The organism is Nocardia sp. NPDC049220 (genome assembly GCF_040647855.1).
In the GTDB taxonomy this organism is placed as follows: domain Bacteria; phylum Actinomycetota; class Actinomycetes; order Mycobacteriales; family Mycobacteriaceae; genus Nocardia.
The window spans coordinates 99,815-121,500 of record NZ_JBEZDA010000013.1; the positions used below are offsets into that span (position 1 = coordinate 99,815).

A 21,686-nucleotide genomic window follows, 5' to 3' on the forward strand; every position below is an offset into this window, starting at 1 on the left:
CCGCGACGGGTCGGTGGTGAATCGGGCGGGCGGCCCGACCTGGTTGACGGGTACGCACATCGTCCCGAATCGCGTCGACGTCCCAGTCGGCCGTGCGCAATAGCGCGCGGCATCCCGCCCGGGACACCGCACCAGGCCGCTCCGACGGCCGGCGCGGACGCACGAAAGCGGGCGGCCGATCGGCCGCCCGCTTCCTTCGCCGCAGTGACCCAGTGCCTACTTCTTGATGAAAATCCCCGCGACGTCAGCGTTCTTGATGGGGGTTTGGGCATTGGCCTGGCTGCCGCAGAGCATGTCGACCGAAACGATCGTCGCATCTACCACGGTGCCCGCCGGTTCTCGATCGTTCTGGGACTGTTCCTTGACGAATTTGGTGATTGTCGTGCGCTTGGTGTCCTGGTCCTGCTTGATGTACTCGTTGCACGGGGTGTCACCGCCGCGGTTGAGGGCTCGCTCGATGTCTGTGCAGCCCGCGAGCACCATGGCGATCGCCGCGATCCCGAGGCCGGTTCGGCCGGTCCGTGACAGCGTGGCGTTCATGTGCTCCTCCTGAATGGTTATGTCGCGGCGATGCCCGCGTCGATCGAGTCCAGCCTAAGGCCGGGGCGCGCGAGTCTACGCCGACCGGTGGACCGGGTCTACGCGCGGAATACCCGTAGCGGGACGTTCATCTCGGCTGGGGTGAGCGAGCCGTGGTGGCCGACCAGCATCGATTGCAACGGCTCGGTGCCGCTGCGGATCACGCCGCCCTGCGCGCGAGCGACCACGACCAGATCGCCGATACGGTCGGCGATCCGGTGCCTGACCGTCGGCCCGAACCAGCCGTTGGCTATCGCGTCGTCCCTTGTGAGTATCGCGAAATCCGCGCCTAGCGTGCCCTGCCAAGTCGCCGCGACGTCGGCCGACGCGCCATCGCGGGTATAGACGTGTCTGGCGCGCGGCTCGCCGCCGAGCAGACGAACGCCCTCGTGCAGCGCGGCTGTGGTGTCGAAGTCGACGCGCTCGACGAGTTCTACCATGCCGTGGTCCGCGGTGACGATCAGAACCGCACCCCGGGGCAGCTGATCGGCGATGGCCGCCGCCAGTCGGTCGACGTTGGCGAGTTCCAACTGCCAGGACAGGGCAGACGGTCCGCGCACGTGGCCGGTGAGGTCGAGTTCGCCGTGGTAGGTGTAGACGAGCGAGCGGGGTCCTGCGCGCAACGCGTCGCTGACGTTGGCGACCAGGTCGCCGAAAGATATCTGGGGACGGAACTCGCAGCCGCGCAACACCGCCCTGGTCAATCCCGATCCTTCCTGGTAGCGCGGCGACACCTGCGCCACCGCGATACCGTCGGCGGCGGCGCGCTCGAATACCGTTGGAGTGGGCTGGAATTCCTCGGGCACGAGCTCGGCCCGCAGATCGGACGGGTTCTGCTCGCCGTGCAACCGCCAGGCCAGCGGGTTCAGCAGTCGGTCGTAGCCGGGGATACTGAGCAGATAACCCACAATCCCATGCTCGCCGGGTGGGGCGCCGACGCCGAGTGAACCCAGGCTGGTGGCCGTCGTCGTCGGGAACCCCGCCGTCAGTGTGGCGGACGGGAGGCCGGAGAGAAATGGCGCCGCATCGAGATTCGCCGCGAGCGCGTCCGCGCCGAGTCCGTCCACGAGCAGGACGCAGACTTTGGCCGCGGTGAGCTCGAGGCCTAGTCGATCGTCCGCGCCTGGTACGCCGAGCCCGGCAAGGACGGAGGGGAAGAGGTCGGCCAAGGAGCCTGTTCCGTAACGGGGTGCGACGAACACGGGGTCAGAATGTCAAGTTCGGGGTCCGGAGGGCAAGTGCTCAGGCCTGCCCGGTTTCGAAGCGACTGACCTTCCCGTCGCGGACGACGAATCGCCAGTTCGTGCGCATCGAGCCCCAGCGCGAGTTGGTGTAGTCGGCAACCAGTTCGGTGCCGCCGGCGCTGATGGACTCGATCTGCATGCGGGCGTTGCTGCCGAATATCTCCGATTCACTCCACCGGGCGAGATCGCGTTCCACACCGTCGTCGGACATCGTCGCGTCGTCTGTGAGCACCGCGAAGAACCGATCCTGATCGTTGGCATTGAGCGCGTCGATGAACTCCTGCACCGTCGGGTCCAGCTGTGCGGTCATCCGTACGTTCCTCTCGGATCGATGGGGAGCATCAGACAGCAAATATCTAGCGTTCACTGTAGGTCAGTGGGGGCGCGCTCGGCTCGATCAGCGCGGCGATAATTCGCATGACATCGTCCACCAATGCCGACGCGATATGCGGGAGTGGCATACGCGCTCATCCTGCCGCCCGCCCGGACATAGCGCGGTCAGCTAGTGGCCCGAAGCCGGGAATATGACGGCCAGCGCGTCACCACCGTCGCGGGGCGGCCGATGACACCGCCGAGAGGCAGACCGATCGCATGGTCCGGCAGGTGTTGAGCTGCCCTGTCCCGGTGTCCGCCGCTGCCGTTCTCTAGTTCGCCATTGCCATCGCCATTGCCATCGCGGGGGCAGCGGGGGCGCCCGGCCCTGTGCGAACCGCGATCGCGGGGGCGAGGTGAGTGCGGTCAACCCGGTTCGTTAGACAAGAGGCGTGACTGCGCAGCGCTCCTTCCGGTTCGGTGTCAATATGCTGGTCCCGGAGTCTCGGTCGAAGTGGATCGAAAAATGTCGTAGGGCAGAGGAACTCGGCTTCGACGTGATCGGCGTCGCCGACCACCTCGGCTTGCCGGCGCCCTTCCCCGCGATGATCCTGGCCGCCGAGGCGACCAAGCGGGTTCGAGTGACCACCTTCGTGCTCAACACCCCGTTCTACAACCCGGTGCTGCTGGCTCGCGACGTGGCAGGCACCGACCAGTTCACAGATGGCCGGATCGAACTCGGCCTCGGCGCAGGCTATGTGCTGGCGGAGTTCGAGACCGCGGGCATCCCCTTCGACAGTGGTCGCAAACGGGTCGAGCATCTGGCCGACACCGTGATCACACTGCGGCGGCTGTTCGCCGATCCGGAGTACCAGCCGCAGCCCGCGCAACCGTACGGCCCGCCCCTGCTCATCGGCGGCTGGGGCGACCGGTTGCTGCGTGTTGCCGCCGAGCACGCCGACATCATCGCTTTCACTGGCGCCGCCCCCGCGCGTAACGGCGCGCCGCTGCAAATGGCTGGACTCGCCGAAATCGAGGAGCGCGTGGCCTACGTGCGCGAACTACTCGGACCACGCATCGACAGGGTCGAGTTCAACATCTTGGTGCAGCGTGTGGTCCCGCCCGCCGAGCGCGCGGGTGTCCTCGAGATTTTCGGCCCCGCACTGCCTCCCGACGTCGCCGATACCCCGGAAGCGCACCCCCTCTTGCTCATGGGCACCCCGGAGGAGATGGCCGACCACCTCCGCGAGCGTCGGGACCGGTACGGCATCACCTATGTCACGGTCCTCGAGGACAGTATGAACAAGCTCGCGCCTGTCATCCAACTCCTGCGCTGACCTGACCCCGGAGGCCGACCGATCCGGCCGGCGTCAGGGGAGCGGGTCGATGATGACGCGCGGGTCGATCTGGCGCAGTTTCTTCGGACGACTGGTGAGGCACGGCCAGTCCCGCGTGACCGCCTCGCGCGTAGCGTGACCCGCCGCGATCAGGGCTTCGGCCGCGGGATTGCCGACGATGTCGACGCCGAGGCGTTCTGCGGTCGCTCGATCGAACGCCGGGATCACGGTGTGTGGCAGGCCGAGCAGTACACCGAGGACGTCGCGCCGGTCGGCCGGAATGTGGGCGCGTGCCGCCGCGAGAACGGTGCTCGGAACGACGATGGTGTTGCCAGCGCTTACCGTCGCCCAGGTGACCGCCTGGGCATAGTTGGCGCGGTTGGCGAACGCAATCACGGCGGCGGCGTCGAAGACGACGCCACCCAGGGCCCTGGCTCTCACGCCGCGCCGGCGTGCGGGCCGCCCGCCTCCTCCTCGGACAGCGGCGGTAACCCCTGCGCGGCGCGGGCGCGGTTGATCAGGTCCAGCGGAGGTCGGCCACCGAAGGCCTCCTCGAGCTTGGCCAGCGATTCGGATTGGTTGATCCTCGCCAGCACCGATTCGGCGACGAACGCGGACACCGATTCGATCCGGCCGGTCGTCCGCCACCGCTCCAGCGCCGCCACCACGTCCTCGGGCAGCGTAACGGTGACCTTCCGCGTTCCACGGTCCCGAGGCGACGTCATACCACGACTGTAACCCGACACTCCGCTCGCGGGGAACGACCGATCACATCGATTTGCGCCAGGGCCGGGTGTAGCGCCACATGAGCCGCCACCGCAGTTGCGCCGGCTAGGAGAGCAAGTTCGTTCACCAGCAGCCCATCGCCGCAACGGATGTCGAGCGCCGAGTGCGCCCAGCGGGGATCTGGCATGGCCGCTGCGGGCGCCCTGTCGGTACCCGATGGCAAGGTGTTCGATATGCCTTCCGCAGAATCCACCGCATTCCCGGACGTAATCCGGATACTCGGGGCCAGCGAACACAACCTGCGCGATGTGTCCCTGGAGATTCCCAAGAACAAGATCACCGTCTTCACCGGGGTCTCCGGTTCCGGTAAGTCGTCGATCGTCTTCGACACTATCGCCGTGGAGTCGCAGCGTCAGCTTTACGCTACCTTCCCCGCGTTCATCCTCAACTTCTTGCCCCGCTACGAGCGCCCACACGCCGAAGCGATCGAAAACCTCACTGCGCCGGTGATCATCGACCAGCAACCCGTAGGCGGCGGGCCGCGCTCGACCGTCGGCACCATGACCGACATCTTCTCCATGGTGCGGGCCATGTTCGCCCGATTCGGTTCGCCCTCGGCCGGATTCGTCTATCACTACTCGTTCAACGTGCCGCAAGGCATGTGCCCGGACTGTGACGGGCTCGGCGTCACCGTGCGTGCCGATCCGGATCGGCTGCTCGACCGGACCAAGTCACTCAACGAGGGTGCAATCCTCTTGCCGGGCTACGCGGTGGGCAGTGGGGATTGGCAACTGTATGGCAAATCGGGCCGGTTCGATCCGGACAAGACGCTGTCCGACTACGGCGCCGACGAATTCCACGATCTGCTCTACGGCACTGGCGGCAAGGTGGAGCTGACCTTCAGCAAGGGCACCTGGAAGGCGAACTACGAGGGCATCGTCACCAAGTTCACCCGCACCCGGCTGCAGCGCGACACCTCGACACTCAGTGAGAAGACCCGCGCACAGATGCAGCAGTTCCTCACCGAGGGCATCTGCCCGACCTGCGACGGCGCCCGGCTGAACGGCGCGGCGCTCGCCACGAAGATCGACGGCCGCAACATCGCGGACTGGGCAGGATTGCAGGTCACCGACCTGATGGTGGTACTCGACGAGATCACCGACCCAGCTGCCGTCGGCCTGGCGGGCGCCATCCGGACCGCTTTGCAGCGCGTGGCCGACATAGGCCTCGGCTATCTGAGCCTGGACCGTCCGACCTCGACGCTGTCGGGCGGCGAGGGTCAGCGGCTCAAGATGATCAAGCATCTGTCCAGCACATTGATCGGCATGACCTACGTCTTCGACGAGCCGAGCGTAGGTCTGCACCCGCGCGATGTCGGCCGCCTGAACAACCTGCTGAGAGCGTTGCGGGACAAGGGCAACACGGTGCTGGTGGTGGAGCACGATCCGGATGTCATCCAGATCGCCGATCATGTCGTCGATGTCGGCCCGCGCGCGGGTGTGCACGGTGGGCGGGTGGTGTTCGAGGGCAGTTTCGCCGACCTCCGAGCGGCCGAGACCCCTACCGGCGCCGGGCTGCGCCGGCCGTTTCGCGTCAAGGACAGTTTCCGCGACAGTACGGGCGAATTGCTCATCGCGGGTGCGACAACACACAATCTGAAAAATGTGACCGTCGGGATCCCGACCGGCATCCTCACAGCGATCACCGGCGTCGCAGGCTCCGGCAAAAGCAGCCTGATCCGAGACGTGTTCGTGGTCGAGCATCCTGAGGTGATCTTTGTCGACCAGTCGGCGATCGCGGCGTCGTCGCGGTCCACGCCCGCAACCTATCTCGGTCTGATGGATCCGATCCGCAAGCTGTTCGCCAAGGCGACCGGAAAGTCGCCCGGCCTGTTCAGCTTCAATTCGGCGGGCGCATGCGAGCAATGCGAGGGTCGCGGCGTGATCATCACCGAGATTGCCTACATGGATCCGGTGACCACCCATTGCGATGCCTGTGATGGGCGGCGCTTCTCCGACGACGTGCTCGCGCTGACCCTGCGCGACAAGTCCATCGCCGATGTGCTGGAGCTGTCGGCCGAGGAAGCTCTCGGGTTCTTCCCGGAGAAGGCCCTGAATGCCAAGTTGCGCACTATGAACGAGGTCGGGCTCTACTACCTCAGCCTCGGTCAGGCGATGAGCACACTGTCTGGCGGCGAGCGCCAGCGGATCAAGCTGGCGACGCAACTGCACAACACTGGAACCGTCTACGTGCTGGACGAGCCGACCACCGGCCTGCACATGTCGGATGTGGACACGCTACTCGCGCTGATGGATGGTCTGGTGGACCGCGGTAACTCGGTCGTGGTGATCGAACACAACCTCGATGTGGTCGCCCACTCGGACTGGGTGATCGATCTGGGTCCCGATGGCGGCAAGGCCGGTGGCGAGATCGTCTTCACCGGAACGCCCGCCGCTCTTCTCGACCACCCCACCTCGCTGACCGGTAAGTACATGCGCCGGTACAAGGCAGCGTAACGGCGCGCACGTAATCGCCGACGGGCGTGCTCGAGCCAGGTTGGGGGCAGCCAAGATAAGGCGAAAGGGGCAACGCCCTGGTCGGAGCGTCTAGAGATCGAAAACGTGAAATCGGAGGCAATGGGAAGGGTTGCCCCATCTGCAGATACCGCTGCATCATCGGTCCCAGATCGAACAAGTCCAGCGGATCGATGTCGCTGCCCGACTGTTCGAATTTTTCCGCCACGGTCCGTCGCGTTCACTCGGCCTTGATCTCATCGGCCCACTGCGACGACAACATCAACGGATCGTTGTCGAGCTCGGCGTCGGCGGCGGACGGCTTGCCTGCCTACTCCAGCGCGAAATTCATCGTGACGTTCAGGATAATTCGGCCCATTTGCGGAGCAGTGTGCGTAATTTATCCCGTGAAATGTCAGGCCAATCGGGCTGTCGAGAAAATCGCTCGTGGTACCAGTCGACCTCGTTCTCGAGGAGGTTTGGGTCAGCGGCATCGCTACGCGACATCTTCCCGGCGCACATCGCTATTCCTCTCCAGTCTTCCATAGTGCGGTACATGCGAAGGGCTGATTCGGTATGAGCGGCGGGATTCACAGGAGACACCCGCTCGGTCCACATCGCAGTGGCCCGAGCGCGGGTCGCCTCGTCTACCCCCAAACCCATACGGTTGAGGAAGAATGATGCGTTGTAGAGCGGATCGCTGGGTCCGGCAGTTTCCCAATCAAAAATCCACAATTTCCCTTGGTCATCGAGTCGAAGGTTGGACGGATAGAGATCGTTGTGGGCAAAGACAATCGGTTCGCCAGCACGCCTATAATCCGGCTGAACATACTCAGACAGCGGCCCGATCCCGAGTTCGTCGAGCGCCGACAGACGATCTGGTGGCAGGTTGTGATACGCGTCGTCGGCATGCTGGATCATCTGCTGTTGCCACCCTGGAATGTCGAGTTCCATTCCTGCCGGTACGGGGTGTGAAGACATCGACTGCACTTGATCCAAAAGATCAGGTAACCAATTGAGCTCGGGATCATTGGAAGGCCGCGTACCGGTGACATACCGCATGATTGTGAACTCCCCGCCAGTAGTGGGATCCACTCCGGCGTAGAGGATATCAGGTGTTCTCACGTCGCCGCAATCACGTGCGTATCTTATGGCCGTGTTCTCGGGCATCCATTTCTTCAAGAATGTCACAGCCGGTTCTTCTTTTTTGAATCTGACCACAGCTGGGCCTGCGCTCGTGTCAACCAGATTCACCCTGTTGCCGGTCCCAGCGAAATCCGGTTCCCGATCCCGGACCTGCTCATACAATTCCCGGGCCTCTTCCGGAGTTATTTCGAATCGGTGGCGATCGTTTCGGTGGATCTGCTCCTCGATGGACGAGTCCGGAGATCCTTCCTCAGCGGTCGGGTCCGGCTCGTGGACCGGTCCCCGCGCATCTACGCCGGATTCCGGGTGTTCGGCGGTGGTATTGCGTTCGGCGCGCGCATCCGGACCAACCCCGTAGATCTCGGGTGCGAGCCGCTCGTCTTCGTGCTGGACTCGCTCGAAGGTGTTCAGTATCCCGTGCGGGAATTCGTGGTGCGTTTCGCTGATATACGGGGCGGCTTTGTAAACAAGCGCGGCGGCGATACGCTCGGCTGCCTGCAGCATTTCCGCGATGATCTCATCGACGCCCGACCCGCCCATCGAAGGCTTTCTGGCGCTGTGACCGGGCGCTCAGGCAGCGAGGTCGAAGGTGGTGAAGTGGACCTCGGTGAGCGCCGGGTCGAACGGGTCGGGTTGGTGGGTGAGTTCGTTGGTGGCATAGGCACCGAAGCGGCTGATATGGGCTCGCGGGTAGGGCGAGAGCGCGGCGAGTTGGTCGGCAGTAATGGTCCAGCCCTCGGCAACTAGGCGACGGACGACATCGGTGATCTCCAGGGCGTTGTGGAAGATCACCAGGTTGGCCAGCAGGGTGTTGAACTTGATCAGCTTCTCCTGCTCGACTGGGTCGTTGTCGGCGAGCACGCCGTTGTTGCCGAAAGACAGCCACTGGGCGAAGCCGTAGTAGGACTCGACCTTGCTGGTGGCGGCGGTGACGCAAACCCGCAGGGTCGGGTCGGCCAGATGGCGTAGCAGGGCGACGGTGCGCACGCTGCGGCCGACCTCGCGGAAGAGCTGGTAGATGCGGTTCTTGCGGGAGTTCGACCGCAACCTGCGCATCAACGTCGACGAGCTCAGTCGGCCTTCGCCGATGGAGACCGCGACCTGCATCGGATCGCGCCAGTGCCGCTCGATCAGCTTCCAGTCGATGACGTTCCGGCCGCCGCCGCCGGCGGCGGCGGTGCGTGCGCCGAACAATGCGTCGATGTGCGGGTAGACCACGTGCTCGTTGGCGCGGAAGAAGGTCAGGTCGGCGAAGCTACCGATGCGCGGCATCAGATCGAACCCGAACAGTGTGGCCAGCATGAATTCCGCCGCCTCGTACGGCCCGATGGTGCTCCCGCCGGTGAACACCGCCATGCAATACCGGCCTCGCGGGTCTTTGCCGTGGTCTGGGTCGACCTCCGCTCGGTCCCGAGCGGCGTGGTCGATCACGACCTCGGCGATCTCCTGGCGCGCACAGAATCGTGCCATCTTCTGGAAACACTTCCGATCCAGCGCCAGCGCGAACAACGCCTCTGGACCCCCGGTCCGCTCCCGCGCCCACGCGATCTCCTCCGCCAGGGGGAGTGAAGAACACATGCAACACCCGCGCCGAGGTCAACCGCTTGAACTGCGGATAAGCAGTGCGCTCGATCGACGTCAACCACAAACCCTCTCCCGCCACACCCAACAAGACCCCACGCACAGTAACGGCCGACCATCGCCCCACACCCCACACCCCCTCGAACCGCGACCACCGCGCAGGAGTCGTCACCGACTGCGGCGGAACGTAACCAACAGTCGCACCCCACCCCATAGCCAGCCAGCAACCCTCCGACCAGGCCGTTGCGCCTATCCGGCTGATCTTGGCGGTTCCCCCCGGTTACTACGCCGGGGTGAACCGCTGCGTTCCGGTGACCCGGAGCAGATCCAGCGCGGAGGCTTCTGGGCTCTCGGGAGCCGCGGAGTAGACGACAACGGCTTGATCGGTATCCGGAACCAACAGGGTGTCGCAGTCCAGCCGAAGCGGCCCGAACTCCGGATGGTCGACCGTTTTGCTCGCACTACGCCACTGCTCGGACCGCCGCTCGTTCCACAGTTGCTCGAAACGCGGGCTGCGGGCACGCAGTTCCGAGATGAGGCGGAGCAGATCGGAATCGTCGGGGTAACGGGCGCGGGCGCCGCGCAGACTTGCCACCGAGAACGCCGCGGCGTTGTCGGCCTCTGCGGGCGTCATTGTGAACCGTCCTCGCTCGGTTCCCAGGAAACGCTGCCAGATGATGTTGCGCCGCGCGGGCGGCCACGCCGACAAATCACCGAGCAATGCGGTAGCCATCGAATTCCACGCCAGAACATCGGATTTCGCCGACAAGACCAACGCGGGCAGGTCTGCCATCCGGTCCAGCAGACGCAATACGCTCGGCCGCACCACCATCTCGATGCGGCCCTGCTGCGGCGGTGCCGCGCCCGCGAACTGGAACAGCAGCGTGCGGTCCTCGTCATTGAGCCGTAGCGCACGGGCGAGCGCGGCGAGCACCGAGCTGGACGGGTGGGGGCCCCGCCCCTGCTCCAGTCGCACCACATAGTCGACGCTGACACCGGCGAGCTGTGCAACCTCTTCACGGCGCAGACCCGGCACCTGCCTGCGCGAACCGGCGGGCAAGCCCACATCACCCGGACGCACCCTGTCGCGTGCCTGCCGGAGCAGTGCGGCCAACTCGGTTCGATCCATCATCCGATCATGCCGCAGCCGGTCGCGACCGGGGTGGGACCGCTACTCCCAGGAGTTGGCAGCCCTGTGCACCGGTTCGGGATCACACGACGCTCATGGCATGACTGAGACGACAACGGCGCTGGTGACCGGAGCGAATAAAGGACTGGGACAAGAAACCGTACGCAGACTGGCGGGTTTGGGCTGGCGAGTGTTCCTCGGCTCACGGAACGCGGCTCGGGGCGCGGCGGCCGCCGCGGAACTCGTCCGGATCGGGCTGGACGTCGAGTTCGTCCAGCTCGATGTCACGTCGGACGCGTCGATCGCCGCAGCGGTCGAGGTGATCCAGCAGCGCTCGCCCCGGCTGGACGTCCTGGTCAACAACGCGGGTATCGGCGGTACTCGCAAGCTGCCGCACGAGGTCTCGGCCGCTGATCTCCGTGCGGTGTTCGAAACCAACGTGTTCGGACCGGTCCAGGTGACCAACGCGTTCTTGCCGCTGTTGCGCGATGCGGCACAACCGCGCATCGTGATGGTCTCGAGCGGCATCGGTTCGCTGGCGCGCACCTCCGACCCCGGTCGGCTCGAATCCACACTGCTCGGTCTGCCCTACCCTGCGTCGAAAACGGCGTTGAACATGATCACCTCGCAGTATTCGCGCGCGCTGCCAGGAATGAAGGTCAACGCTGCCGACCCCGGCTACACCGCGACGGACCTCAACGGTCATGCCGGTGTCCAGACCGTCACCGAGGGGACCGATGCGATTGTGCGGCTGGCAACCCTCGGCCCGGACGGGCCGACCGGTGGATTTTTCGACCGGACCGGCCCGGTGGCTTGGTGAGTGAGCCCGGCGCTCGCGTTCTGGGCCGATCACCGCGGTGCGTGGGCCGGTCGTTGTGATGGGACCAGCAGGTACGCCGGTCCGAAATCGCTAGCGCGCGCCGCCGTTGACGTACAGCGTCTGCCCACTGACATAGGAGGCTTCGTCGCTGGCGAGGAAGGCGATGACCGCCGCGACCTCCTCGGGCTGCCCGACCCGGCCGAGCGGCGTGCGTTCGGCGACCATCGTCTGGTGGTCCTCGGCGGTCATCCCCACCCGGTCCGCCGTGGCGGCGGTCATAGCCGTCGCGATGTATCCGGGCGCGACAGCGTTGACATTGACGTTGTATGGGCCGAGCTCGATCGCGAGTGTCGCGGTCAACCCTTGGATGCCGGCTTTGGCGGCCGCGTAGTTGGCCTGGCCGCGATTGCCGAGCGCCGATCGGCTCGACAGCGACACGATTTTGCCGTAACGCTGGGCCACCATGAACTTCTGCGCGACCTGCGCGCAGTGGTAGGCGCCGGTCAGATTGACCGAGAGCACGGTACTCCAGTCATCCTCGGACAGGCGGAAGAACAGGTCGTCGCGGGTGATGCCGGCGTTGTTGACCAGGATGTGCGGGTGGCCGAGATCGGATGCCGTCGCATCGAACGTGGTCTGGACCGACGTGCGATCGGTGACGTCGCACACGTAACCGAGCGCGACACCACCCGCAGCGGTGATCTGCGCGACGGTTTCGTCGGTGCAACTGCGGTCCAGTACGGCGACGCTCGCACCCTCCGCGGCCAGGCGTAACGCTGTCGCCGCGCCGATGCCCTGTGCGGCGCCTGTGACGATGGCGACTTTGTCGGTGAATCGGTGCATCGCTCATTCTCCTCTCAGAGTGCGAACATGTCGCTGCGGGTGCGTCCGATGGGCGGTTCATGGATTCAGGTCCCATGGTCCAGGGTGGTCGACCGCGGCGGCCATCCGTATTCGACGAGGTGCGCCTGGCCGCGCGAGGAAGCGCGAGAAGCGCCAGGGTGGTCTTCGACACTGGCCTTCGGGCGTTGCCGGACGGTCCGACGTCGCGACTCGAAGCACTGCTCGCTACCCCACGACCGCTGTGCCGAACTCCTTCGCGAACCAGGCGGGGAACTCGGTGAGGTCCGCGAGCACCACGTCGGCGCCTGCCGCGTGCAACTCATCCGCCGCGCACGGGCCCGTGGTGACTCCGACCGCCACCACTCCGGCGGCCCTCGCTCCGCGCATATCGCCGACGTGGTCGCCGACGAACAGATCCGCCCCCTGCTCGTGCAGCACGGTCGCCTTGGCCGCCGACCACAGATCCCCCGCGAGATGATCTACGCGCCAACCGAGTTCGTCGATATGCAGGCGCGCGAGCGGGGCGTGCTTGCCGGTGACAACGAGCACCCGTCCATGGCGCGCCTCGATGGCCGCCAGTGCCTCCTGCGCGCCGGGCATGGCAGGGATGCTCGGCACGAGCGCGGGATACAGCGCGCGGTAACGGGAGACCAGCGTGGGCACAAGTTCCGCGGGTGCTCCGGCGTCGACGAGCAGATCGGCCAGTGGCGGTCCGAGCCGATCCGCGAAGTTGTCACCGGAGAGCGGGAGGCCGAACTCTGCGGCGAGAATGTCGATGGCCCGGGAGACGCCGGGGCGCGAGTCGATCAGCGTCATATCGAGGTCGAATCCCGCGGTGCAGGTCATCGCTCGACCCTAGACGCCCGTGCTGCGGCGAGACGATGTGACCGCGGCAACGGTTGTTCGCCGGGATTGGGCGATCAGGGGCACAGCCGTTGCGCGCGTCCACCCGGAGCTGATTCACGTGGAACCGGCAGTGCAGTCGATGCCATTGTGAAAATAGTTGCGCCGCTACGGAATTCCACATTCCGCGCAGCCTTGCATCAAGTGCGGCGCGGCGCGATCGGCGCAGCCGCAGATCATGTCGACCTCGACACGCTCGAGTCGGTTCAGCGCACCGATCCGCACGGCGATGCCGGAGTGTCCAGCGGTGCCACCGGGCAAGGTTGATGCCTTGGCATGCGATGCAGATGTGCAACTTGTGCGGACACGTGGTGCGTCCAGGGCTATCGGCCGTGAGATTCCCTGACCGGGGCCGCTCAGCGGCGCGTCATCCTTCGACGAGCGTGGAGCGTTTGCGCCCGTAACCGAAATAGACCGCGAGTCCGACGAGCACCCATACTGCGAACCGCACCCAGGTGAGCGCGTCGAGCGTGGTCGCGAGCAGGGCGCAGCCGGTCAGCGCGAGAATTGGAACCAGCGGGACGAACGGGGTCCGAAACGGTCGTTCGCGATCCGGTTCCATCCGGCGCAGCACCAGTACACCGACACACACCACCGCGAACGCCGACAACGCGCCGATGTTCACCAGTTCGACCACGATATCGATCGGCAGTAAGCCCGCGACCATCGCGCCGAGCACGCCGAGCACCAGTGTCAGCCGTGTCGGGGTCGAGCGCTTGCCGGTCACCGCGAGTCCGTACGGGAGCAGCCGGTCGCGGCACATCGCGAACATCAGCCGCACCTGCGCGTACACGACCATCAGTAGGCCCTTGCTGAGCGCGATGATCGACGCGACCACAATGACGTTGCCGATCCAGCCGATGTGCAGTCCGCCGAACGCGGTCGCGATCGGTGCTCCGTTGTTCAGCTCCGCGAACGGCGCGATACCGGTGAGTACCGCGCTGACCAGCGCGTAGAGCAGCGTCGCGATCAGCACCGTACCGATGATGGCGAATGGCACGTCCCGGCGCGGGTCACGCGCTTCCTCCGCCGACGCGGCCACGACGTCGAAGCCGAGGAACGCGAAGAACGCGATCGCCGCGCCGCCGATGACGCCACCGAGCCCGAACGGTGCGAATGGCGTCCAATTGCCGATATCGACGTGTGGCGCTCCGACGGCCACCACCAGCACGAGCACACCGATGGTTACCGTTACCAGCGCTTTGGTGATCCGCGCTGTGAGCGTCACTTCGCCGACCAGTACCACGACGATCGCCGCGATGATCAGCATGGCGGGCAGGTTCACCACGCCGCCTTCGGCGGGCCCGGCGGCGAGCGCCTTCGGGACGGTGATGCCGAACATCGAGTCCAGTGCTGACACGGTGGTTCCCGACCAGCCGATCGCCACGGCGGCACCGGCGATAATGAACTCCAGCAGCAGGTTCCATCCGACCAGAAACGCCGGACCTTCCCCGAGTGTCGCGTAGGTGTAGGTATAGGCGCTGCCCGACACCGGCACCATCGCCGCGAGTTCGCTATAGCACAGTGCCACCAATGCGCAGACCGTTCCAGCCAGGATGAACGACAAAATGATTGCGGGGCCGGCCTTTTCGGCGGCGGCGACGCCGGTGATGACGAAGATCCCCGCGCCGACGATAGTGCCGACGCCCATAGCGGTGAGATCGAGCCGTCCGAGCCTGCGCGCGAGCGTTGGCGCGCCTGCCTCGGTTATCGCGGTGTCGGGCAGGCGGCGACGCCATCGCCGGGCGGATGTACTGGTCATGATTCCCTTAAGACGTCGACTTTCCGGTCGCGGCCGGAGGCCGGATCGGTAATCATTGTCGCCGCGCTCGGAATTGCGCCGATTACCGGGGTGTTTGCGTCCGTGTCGACAGCGCGGCGTTGAGCTGTTCGACGGTGCGCCGCCGCCGCCGTGCTCGCTGGGGTCGAGGCGCTGCATTCGGCAAGACGCACGCCCGGAACCAGTGCGTGCAGGTAACCGGACACGAAAAGGTGTGACGCGGAGCCGTGTGAAAGCGTCCCAGGCGCGACTAGACGTAACTGTAGATAACACGTAATCTGGCGGCAGCGCTCGGCCGAAGGTGTCCGTGCCGACCCGACGAAACGAGTACCCGATGACGCTGCATGTCGAAGTACTGATCATTGGTGCCGGACTGTCCGGAATCGGCATGGCCTGCCATCTGACCAAAGAGCGCACTGGACGCAGCTACGTCATCCTGGAGCGCAGGTCAGCGGTCGGTGGCACCTGGGATCTGTTCCGGTATCCCGGAATTCGATCCGACTCGGATATGTATACCTTCGGCTACGGCTTCCGTCCATGGAACGGCACCAAGGTGCTCGCCGACGGACCGCGTATCCGTCAGTACATCGAGGAGACCGCCGCCGAGTACGGCGTCACCGAGCACATCCGGTTCGGACGTAAGGTGACCACGGCGCGCTGGTCCCGCCGGGCGAGCCGATGGACGATCGAAGCGTATAACGAACGCACTGGTGAAAACGAGGTCTACACCTGTGATTTCGTGGTCGGCTGCACCGGCTATTACGACTACGACAATGGCTATCGGCCGCAGTTTCCCGGTGAGGAGAACTTCGGTGGGCGGATCGTGCACCCGCAGCACTGGCCCGAAGACCTCGACTACACCGGCAAGCGGGTTGTCGTGATCGGGTCCGGCGCCACCGCGATCACCTTGATCCCAGCCATGAGCGATGACGCGGCACATGTCACGATGCTGCAGCGCTCGCCGACCTACATCACCGCACTGCCCGCCGACGACCCGGTGGCCGTCGGTTTGAAGCTGGCGCGAGTGCCCGCGGCGGTGGCCTATCGGATCGGTCGCGCCCGCAATATCGCGTTGCAGCGTGCGAGTTTCCAGCTCTCCCGATCCAATCCGCAAGCAGCCAAGAGACTGCTGCTCGGTGCGGTCCGCAGGCAAGTCGGCTCGGATGTCGACCTGCGCCACTTCACCCCGAGTTACGCCCCGTGGGACCAACGCCTGTGCATAGTGCCCAACGGTGATCTGTTCAAGGTGCTGCGCAGTGGCAAGGCGTCCATCGTCACCGACCGTATCGAAACGTTCACCGAGACCGGCATCCGCTTGATCTCCGGCGAGGAACTGACCGCCGACATCGTCATCAGCGCGACCGGCCTGAGTGTGCAGATGCTGGGAGGCGCAAGCCTGGAGATAGATGGTGAGCCCGTACTTACCCGCGACCGGGTGGTCTACAAGGGCGCGCTGCTCGATGGCGTACCGAACGCGATGATGGTGCTCGGCTATACCAACGCCTCGTGGACGCTGAAGGCCGACCTCGCCGCTGAATACTTCTGCCGTGTACTCAATCACATGAAGCGGCATGGCTACACCTGGGTCGAGGCGGTCGCCGGGGAGGGCGACCGCTCTCCGGAGTCGGTGATGGGCGGCGCCCTGACCTCAGGCTACATCCGGCGCGGTGACGCGGTGATGCCGCGTCAAGGCACCAATGGACCGTGGCAGGTGATCAACAACTACTTCCGGGACCGTCAGCTACTGCGCAAGGGCGCGCTCGAGGACGGAGTGCTCACCTTCGGTCGTGCCCAGACAGCGCATCCATTGGGAGGTTCCCGCAGCGCCTGAGCGCGTCAATGTGGCGACGCGCCCGGCGCGAGTGCGGACAACGCGCACAGCATCGCCGTCGGGGAGAACGGCCCCATGATCTCCGCGGCCGGCGTGGGGAAGAAACTGCGGGTCCGCTCTGCACAGCATGCTGTAACCGACTGTACGGCAATATATTGCGCGTACTCGAGTGGTGACCGACAACCGCGATGAACTGGAGGAACGCATGGCGCGCGAGTTGCACGACCTGCCCTATGCGCAATACCTCGTCGCCTCGGAAGGCGATTTGGAGCCAGAAGGCGACTACGACTGTGTTCGGGTCGATGGCGGCCGGTTCGACGAACTTGATGTGCAGAACGCTCGGTTCAGCCAGTCTGTGTTCACCTCGACGGTGATTACCGGAGGGAGCATGCGATATACGCGGTTCGCCGATGTGTGGTTGCGCAATGTCCGCTGGGTGGGCACCGAACTCGCTGACACCGTCTGGATGGACGGCGAACTGGTCTCCGCTGCTTTGTCCGGCGTCGATTTCGGGGGCGCGAACCTGCGCCGGATGCGGTTCGAGGGATGCAAGTTCGACTCGGTCACCTTCCGTGCTGCCCGGCTGCGCGAGGTGTCCTTCATCGATTGTGTGCTGTGTGACTGCGACTTCGGTGATGCCGCCCTCACCGAGATCACGGTCCCCGGATCGCGGTTGGGTGGCCTGTCGTTGCACAAGGCTCGGCTGTCGGATGTGGATCTGCGTGGTGCGTCCACCCTCGACATCAGCGGTGGACTCGACTCCTTGCGCGGCGCGACGATCAGCACGATACAACTGATCGACCTCGCACCGGCGTTCGCGCGAACAGTGGGTATCACCGTCACAGACTGAGCGGCTCGGTGGTCGATCTGCCTGCCGCACGGTGAAACTTGGTGACCGAGTTGGTCGTTTCGGCGATACGCCCGTTCTCGGCACAACCACTTCGCCGAGGACGTTCCGCCTGGCTGACGGCCGCCCTGGGCACTGGGCTGGATCGGTCGCGGCGCCCAAGCGCGCCGCGCAGGCGTGTTCGGTATCCCATGTGATCGAACCGGGTGCGCCTACGTGCGCGTGCCGCAGGCGTATCCGACATCGGACAATCGGCCGAGGCGACTCGACCCCGCTGTGCATCTGACGCTGGGAAGGTTCCCGTACTATCGCCATCGAAGTCGCCGTGCCGGGGATGAGAAGGAGGAAGGTGTGAAACCTCGCACCAGCAGCGGGCCGTTGTGGATACGGCCGCGCGGACTGGTTACGCAGGGTGTCTCCGAATCGGCAGGCGCGCGCGTGTGGATATACCGATGAGCGACGCGGGGGTCGACTTCCGCTGCGCCGGATGCGCGAATAGCGGCTTCGACGGCAACACCTGTCCTTTCTGTGGCCTCGAACTCGGCTACCAGTACATCGCACTGCCGAATCACGATGCGAAGCCACTCGGCCCCTGCGCGAGGTGTGGCGGCGACCGATACGACGCCGAACGGCGCTGCGTGGACTGCGGTCAACCCGAGGCGGGGCTCGATCGCTTCGAGGCGGATCTCGGGGCGGTGGCGGTGATCACCGATCGTGGACTTGTGCACACGCGAAACGAGGACTCCGTGGCAACCGCGGTGTTCGACGGCGCGGCCGCCGGTCGCTCCGCGGCCACGGTGATCGCGGTGAGTGACGGTGTATCCACTTCCGCCCAGCCGCAAGTGGCCTCCGGTGCGGCGGTGCGCGCCGGAGTGCATGCGACGGTCGCCGCGCTGGCGGCAGGGCAGTTTCCGGCCGACGCGATCATGGCCGGGCTCGCCGCGGCCGCGCAGGCGGTCCGCGAGGTCGACGTCGCAGGCGGCCCGGCGCCATCCTGCACCTACGTGTGCGCGATCGTGCCGCGTGGTGCGCAGCCGGTCGAGATCACCGTCGCCAATGTCGGCGACAGTCGAGCGTACTGGCTGCCCGCGGAACCGACGGACGGGCCGGGGAACGCCCCGTCGCAACGGCTGAGTGTCGACGACTCGTGGGCCCAAGCCTTGGTCGACGCGGGCGCGCTGGACGAAAGCGATGCCATGAACGATCCGCGGGCGCACACCCTCATCCGATGGCTCGGCGCGGACAGCCCGCTCGAGCCGTGGGCGGACAATTGCGTCCAGGTCGTGCGGACGACCGGTCCCGGCCGGCTCCTGCTGTGCTCCGACGGCCTGTGGAACTATCTTCCCGACCCAGCCACTCTGACAAGTCGGGTAGCGGAGGCGGCACCCATCGACGTCGCCCGGGGCCTCGTCGAGTTCGCGTTGCGCTCGGGCGGTGGCGACAACGTCACCGTCGCATTGGTTCCGGTGCCACAACGCCAGGGACCGTGAAACTCGAAGTAGGCCAGGGTAATCCGGCGCGAACCGTAGCCGAATTGTGTCTGAGACAGTGTTGTCGTCTTGGTGGACAGCGGCCTCGATGGCTGCGTATGGTCGTCCACTATGACCCAGTTCGGTGGCAAGAAGTGTTTGATCACCGGGGCGGCCAGCGGCCTCGGCCGTAGCACGGCACTCGCGGCCGCAGCCAAGGGTGCTGCCCTCGTCCTGACCGACATCACCGAGGACGGTCTGCACCGGACCGCCAACGCCGCGCGTGCGGCGGGCGCGACCGTTCACCTTGTCGCACCCGCCGACATCAGCGACTACGACCAGGTGGTCGCGCTGGCAGCCGCTGTCCACGCCGAAGTCGGCAGTGTCGACATCGTCATGAATGTCGCGGGCATCGCGACGTGGGGCACTGTCGACCGACTGACCCACCAGCAGTGGCGGCGCACCATCGACATCGACCTGATGGGGCCGATCCATGTGATCGAGGAGTTCGTGCCGCCGATGATCGCGGCAGGTCGAGGCGGCCACATCGTGAACGTGTCGTCGGCTGCGGGGTTGTTCGGTCTGCCCTGGCACGCGCCCTACAGCGCGGGCAAGTTCGGCCTGCGCGGAGTGTCCGAGGTGCTGCGGTTCGACCTGCGCCGTTACGGCATCGGAGTGAGCCTCGTTTGCCCAGGGGCGATGTCGACGCCGATGGTCGACAGCCTCGACATCGCGGGCGTGGACCGCACCACCGAGGCGGTGCGACGCGGCATGTCGCTGTTCATGCGACACGCGGTCACCCCGGAGGCGGCCGCGCGGTCGATCATGCGCGGTGTCGAGCGCGACAGATACCTGGTCTTCACCTCGCACGACATTCGGGTCGGTTTCTGGGCGCAGCGCTACTTCCCGCCTGCCTACACCCTGGCGATGCGTGGTCTGAACTGGGCGATGACCCGCTACATCGACCAGAAGGCCCCGGCGTCCACACCCTGACACCGACCCGGACCACCTGGGTTCCACCGCTGGTAACCATTCTCGCTGTCGTCGTGCGGTGTTCGAACTTGTTGCACCAGTGCCTTCTGATCCAACGTGGGCGCACATCGAGGCGTGTCCGTGCGCTGCTGCTACGCCACCGAACCGGACGAACCATGTAATAGTTCGCCCCGGCGAGGACGGCGGTCGCAACCTTGTCGAGCGGCGTCCTCGATCTCCGGCGAGCGGAAGGCTCAGGGCACCACCGCCCGCGACACCATCAGATATAGACGAAGGACAGCCCGTTGCTGGTGCCGCCGGCGGTGGTGACCGTGACCGACACCGCGCCGAGCAGGGGTCCGGAGGGGGCGACCGCGGTGATCTGTGTACTGGAGTTGACGGTGAAAGATGTCGCCGCGGTGGCGCCAAAACGAACCGCGGTGGTGCCGGTGAATCCGGTGCCGGTGAGGGTCACCGAGGTTCCCCCAACCAACAGCCCGGTACTTGGTGAGACCGAAGTCGGGGTGGGCACCGGCACGTAGGTGTAGGACAGGCCGTTGCTGGTGCCGCCTGCGGTGGTGACCGTGACCGACACCGTCCCGGTCCCCGCGGGAGCGACCGCGGTGATCTGGGTGGCGGAGACGATGGTGAAGGGCGCCCCGGTGGCGCCGAAACTGACTGTGGTGGCGCCGGCGAACGCGGTGCCGGTGAGGGTGATCGAGGTCCCCCCGGGCGCCGAACCCGAACTCGGTGAGACCGAGGCCAGGGTGGGCACCGGCACGTAGGGGTAGGACAGGCCGTTGCTGGTTCCGCCTGTGGTGGTGACCGTGACCGACACCGTTCCCGTTCCTGCGGGGGCGACCGCGGTGATCTGGGTGGGGGAGACGACGGTGAACGATGTCGCCGCGGTGGCACCGAAGCGAACCGCACTGGTACCGGTGAAGCCGGTGCCCGGTGAGGGTGATCGAGGTCCCCCCGAGCACCGACCCCGAACTCGGTGAGACCGAAGCCAAGGTGGGCACCGGCACGTAGGTGTAGGACAGGCCGTTGCTGATTCCACCTGCGGTGGTGACCGTGACCGACACCGTCCCGGTCCCTGCGGGGGCGACGACGGTCACTTGGCTGTCGTTCACCACAGTCGGGATCGCGGATGCGGCGCCAAAGTGCACGGCGGCGGCGGTGGACAGACCCGTACCGGTGATGGTCACTGTGTTGCCGCCGGCGGTGACCCCGGAGACCGACGACAGAGGGCCGATGAACGGCGTCCCGACATAGAAGTACGACACCGGGTTGCTGATCCCGCCCTCCGTGGTCACGGTTACCGGGACAGCGCCCGCCCGGACGGCGAGACAGCGGTGATCAATGTAGTCGTGTCAGCGGTGATAGTGGCCAACTTGGAACCGAAGTGCACGGCGGTGGCGCCACCGAGGTTCGTGCCAGTGATGGCGACGGTGGTCCCGCCTCCGGTCGCCCCCTGGCTGGGAGAAATAGGCACGACGCTGCCTCCTTGTCGATATGACCCCGACCGCATCTCTGTCGGCGAGCCTGCCACGACGTGGCGATTGCCGTCCTAGCCGATGTCGATCCTCGACCGAATTGATGGCCCGATTCCGATGGCGGCACGCCCTTTTCCATTAACGCCCCTGAACCCGTT

The 21,686-nt window shown here is 65.8% G+C and carries 20 protein-coding genes and 1 pseudogene; 7 read left to right on the forward strand and 14 right to left on the reverse strand.

Features of this window, described 5'->3' with window-relative positions; genetic code table 11:
- Window positions 1-216 precede the first annotated feature (216 nt).
- From AB0C34_RS24175 to AB0C34_RS24185, 3 genes are all read right to left on the reverse strand, one after another.
- On the reverse strand, window positions 217-540 hold the full coding sequence (locus tag AB0C34_RS24175) for a hypothetical protein (protein WP_357077106.1): 324 nt from the start codon (window positions 538-540) through the stop codon (window positions 217-219).
- A gap of 98 nt (window positions 541-638) precedes the next feature.
- A complete protein-coding gene (locus AB0C34_RS24180) occupies window positions 639-1,781 on the reverse strand; it encodes an alkaline phosphatase family protein (protein WP_357077109.1) in 1,143 nt (380 codons plus the stop codon).
- A 40-nt stretch (window positions 1,782-1,821) separates the two neighbouring features.
- Complete coding sequence (locus AB0C34_RS24185; protein WP_357077111.1) at window positions 1,822-2,133, reverse strand: nuclear transport factor 2 family protein; 312 nt, start codon at window positions 2,131-2,133, stop codon at window positions 1,822-1,824.
- Window positions 2,134-2,587: 454 nt separating this feature from the next.
- Between AB0C34_RS24185 and AB0C34_RS24190 the strand changes: the two genes are divergently transcribed.
- A complete protein-coding gene (locus AB0C34_RS24190; protein WP_357077113.1) occupies window positions 2,588-3,472 on the forward strand; it encodes an LLM class F420-dependent oxidoreductase in 885 nt (294 codons plus the stop codon).
- Between the two features lie 33 nt (window positions 3,473-3,505).
- On the opposite strand, the gene AB0C34_RS24195 is transcribed toward AB0C34_RS24190, so the two are convergent.
- Complete coding sequence (locus tag AB0C34_RS24195) at window positions 3,506-3,913, reverse strand: hypothetical protein (protein ID WP_357077116.1); 408 nt, start codon at window positions 3,911-3,913, stop codon at window positions 3,506-3,508.
- Window positions 3,910-4,197 (reverse strand): hypothetical protein, encoded by a 288-nt coding sequence (locus AB0C34_RS24200; protein ID WP_357077119.1) that lies wholly within the window; start codon window positions 4,195-4,197, stop codon window positions 3,910-3,912. The genes AB0C34_RS24195 and AB0C34_RS24200 overlap by 4 nt, the downstream gene beginning before the upstream one ends.
- Before the next feature lie 234 nt (window positions 4,198-4,431).
- Here AB0C34_RS24200 and AB0C34_RS24205 point away from each other — a divergent pair, with 234 nt between their 5' ends.
- The gene (locus AB0C34_RS24205) at window positions 4,432-6,714 is read left to right on the forward strand and encodes an excinuclease ABC subunit UvrA (RefSeq protein ID WP_357077122.1); all 2,283 of its coding nucleotides are present in this window, start codon (window positions 4,432-4,434) and stop codon (window positions 6,712-6,714) included.
- Window positions 6,715-7,071: 357 nt separating this feature from the next.
- Here the strand turns inward: AB0C34_RS24205 and AB0C34_RS24210 are convergent, their stop codons facing one another.
- From AB0C34_RS24210 to AB0C34_RS24220, 3 genes are all read right to left on the reverse strand, one after another.
- Window positions 7,072-8,397 (reverse strand): aminoglycoside phosphotransferase family protein, encoded by a 1,326-nt coding sequence (locus AB0C34_RS24210; protein WP_357077125.1) that lies wholly within the window; start codon window positions 8,395-8,397, stop codon window positions 7,072-7,074.
- A 30-nt stretch (window positions 8,398-8,427) separates the two neighbouring features.
- Window positions 8,428-9,435 carry a Tn3 family transposase gene (locus AB0C34_RS24215; RefSeq protein WP_357077128.1) on the reverse strand — a complete coding sequence of 336 codons (1,008 nt, stop codon included), beginning with the start codon at window positions 9,433-9,435 and terminating at the stop codon, window positions 8,428-8,430.
- Window positions 9,436-9,721: 286 nt separating this feature from the next.
- Window positions 9,722-10,567, reverse strand: coding sequence for a helix-turn-helix transcriptional regulator (locus tag AB0C34_RS24220; RefSeq protein ID WP_357077131.1), 846 nt, complete (start codon window positions 10,565-10,567; stop codon window positions 9,722-9,724).
- A gap of 100 nt (window positions 10,568-10,667) precedes the next feature.
- Between AB0C34_RS24220 and AB0C34_RS24225 the strand changes: the two genes are divergently transcribed.
- Window positions 10,668-11,387, forward strand: coding sequence for an SDR family oxidoreductase (locus AB0C34_RS24225; RefSeq protein ID WP_357077134.1), 720 nt, complete (start codon window positions 10,668-10,670; stop codon window positions 11,385-11,387).
- 90 nt (window positions 11,388-11,477) lie between these two features.
- Here AB0C34_RS24225 and fabG read toward each other — a convergent pair whose 3' ends face one another.
- The 3 genes from fabG to AB0C34_RS24240 form a co-directional block, all read right to left on the reverse strand.
- On the reverse strand, window positions 11,478-12,230 hold the full coding sequence (gene fabG / locus AB0C34_RS24230) for a 3-oxoacyl-ACP reductase FabG (RefSeq protein ID WP_357077137.1): 753 nt from the start codon (window positions 12,228-12,230) through the stop codon (window positions 11,478-11,480).
- A 225-nt stretch (window positions 12,231-12,455) separates the two neighbouring features.
- Window positions 12,456-13,076: an HAD hydrolase-like protein gene (locus AB0C34_RS24235; protein WP_357077140.1), complete on the reverse strand. Its 621-nt coding sequence runs from the start codon at window positions 13,074-13,076 to the stop codon at window positions 12,456-12,458.
- A gap of 424 nt (window positions 13,077-13,500) precedes the next feature.
- Entirely contained in the window at window positions 13,501-14,895 is a 1,395-nt protein-coding gene (locus tag AB0C34_RS24240; RefSeq protein ID WP_357077143.1) for an amino acid permease, read from the reverse strand.
- Between the two features lie 352 nt (window positions 14,896-15,247).
- Here AB0C34_RS24240 and AB0C34_RS24245 point away from each other — a divergent pair, with 352 nt between their 5' ends.
- The 4 genes from AB0C34_RS24245 to AB0C34_RS24260 all read left to right on the forward strand — a co-directional run bounded on the left by AB0C34_RS24245 (window position 15,248) and on the right by AB0C34_RS24260 (window position 20,053).
- Window positions 15,248-16,744 carry an NAD(P)/FAD-dependent oxidoreductase gene (locus tag AB0C34_RS24245; protein WP_357077146.1) on the forward strand — a complete coding sequence of 499 codons (1,497 nt, stop codon included), beginning with the start codon at window positions 15,248-15,250 and terminating at the stop codon, window positions 16,742-16,744.
- A 172-nt stretch (window positions 16,745-16,916) separates the two neighbouring features.
- Complete coding sequence (locus AB0C34_RS24250; RefSeq protein ID WP_357077148.1) at window positions 16,917-17,594, forward strand: pentapeptide repeat-containing protein; 678 nt, start codon at window positions 16,917-16,919, stop codon at window positions 17,592-17,594.
- Between the two features lie 449 nt (window positions 17,595-18,043).
- Window positions 18,044-19,081 (forward strand): PP2C family serine/threonine-protein phosphatase, encoded by a 1,038-nt coding sequence (locus AB0C34_RS24255; RefSeq protein ID WP_357077151.1) that lies wholly within the window; start codon window positions 18,044-18,046, stop codon window positions 19,079-19,081.
- A gap of 111 nt (window positions 19,082-19,192) precedes the next feature.
- Complete coding sequence (locus AB0C34_RS24260) at window positions 19,193-20,053, forward strand: SDR family oxidoreductase (RefSeq protein ID WP_357077154.1); 861 nt, start codon at window positions 19,193-19,195, stop codon at window positions 20,051-20,053.
- Window positions 20,054-20,312: 259 nt separating this feature from the next.
- Here the strand turns inward: AB0C34_RS24260 and AB0C34_RS24265 are convergent, their stop codons facing one another.
- The 3 genes and pseudogenes from AB0C34_RS24265 to AB0C34_RS24275 form a co-directional block, all read right to left on the reverse strand.
- On the reverse strand, window positions 20,313-21,092 hold the full coding sequence (locus AB0C34_RS24265) for an IPT/TIG domain-containing protein (RefSeq protein ID WP_357077157.1): 780 nt from the start codon (window positions 21,090-21,092) through the stop codon (window positions 20,313-20,315).
- A gap of 28 nt (window positions 21,093-21,120) precedes the next feature.
- A pseudogene (locus AB0C34_RS24270) lies at window positions 21,121-21,348 on the reverse strand (IPT/TIG domain-containing protein); the annotation flags it as partial.
- 2 nt (window positions 21,349-21,350) lie between these two features.
- Window positions 21,351-21,527 (reverse strand): IPT/TIG domain-containing protein, encoded by a 177-nt coding sequence (locus tag AB0C34_RS24275; RefSeq protein WP_357077160.1) that lies wholly within the window; start codon window positions 21,525-21,527, stop codon window positions 21,351-21,353.
- Between the last annotated feature and the right edge of the window lie 159 nt (window positions 21,528-21,686).

Excerpts from the sequence above, each read along its gene's own strand:
- AB0C34_RS24240 (WP_357077143.1), bottom strand. The coding sequence starts at position 14,895 with ATGACCAGTACATCCGCCCGGCGATGGCGTCGCCGCCTGCCCGACACC.
- AB0C34_RS24235 (WP_357077140.1), bottom strand. The coding sequence starts at position 13,076 with ATGACCTGCACCGCGGGATTCGACCTCGATATGACGCTGATCGACTCG.
- AB0C34_RS24255 (WP_357077151.1), top strand. The coding sequence starts at position 18,044 with ATGAGCGACGCGGGGGTCGACTTCCGCTGCGCCGGATGCGCGAATAGC.
- AB0C34_RS24210 (WP_357077125.1), bottom strand. The coding sequence starts at position 8,397 with ATGGGCGGGTCGGGCGTCGATGAGATCATCGCGGAAATGCTGCAGGCA.
- AB0C34_RS24175 (WP_357077106.1), bottom strand. The coding sequence starts at position 540 with ATGAACGCCACGCTGTCACGGACCGGCCGAACCGGCCTCGGGATCGCG.
- AB0C34_RS24185 (WP_357077111.1), bottom strand. The coding sequence starts at position 2,133 with ATGACCGCACAGCTGGACCCGACGGTGCAGGAGTTCATCGACGCGCTC.
- AB0C34_RS24215 (WP_357077128.1), bottom strand. The coding sequence starts at position 9,435 with ATGTGTTCTTCACTCCCCCTGGCGGAGGAGATCGCGTGGGCGCGGGAG.
- fabG (WP_357077137.1), bottom strand. The coding sequence starts at position 12,230 with ATGCACCGATTCACCGACAAAGTCGCCATCGTCACAGGCGCCGCACAG.
- AB0C34_RS24225 (WP_357077134.1), top strand. The coding sequence starts at position 10,668 with ATGACTGAGACGACAACGGCGCTGGTGACCGGAGCGAATAAAGGACTG.
- AB0C34_RS24245 (WP_357077146.1), top strand. The coding sequence starts at position 15,248 with ATGACGCTGCATGTCGAAGTACTGATCATTGGTGCCGGACTGTCCGGA.
- AB0C34_RS24205 (WP_357077122.1), top strand. The coding sequence starts at position 4,432 with ATGCCTTCCGCAGAATCCACCGCATTCCCGGACGTAATCCGGATACTC.
- AB0C34_RS24200 (WP_357077119.1), bottom strand. The coding sequence starts at position 4,197 with ATGACGTCGCCTCGGGACCGTGGAACGCGGAAGGTCACCGTTACGCTG.
- AB0C34_RS24220 (WP_357077131.1), bottom strand. The coding sequence starts at position 10,567 with ATGGATCGAACCGAGTTGGCCGCACTGCTCCGGCAGGCACGCGACAGG.
- AB0C34_RS24260 (WP_357077154.1), top strand. The coding sequence starts at position 19,193 with ATGACCCAGTTCGGTGGCAAGAAGTGTTTGATCACCGGGGCGGCCAGC.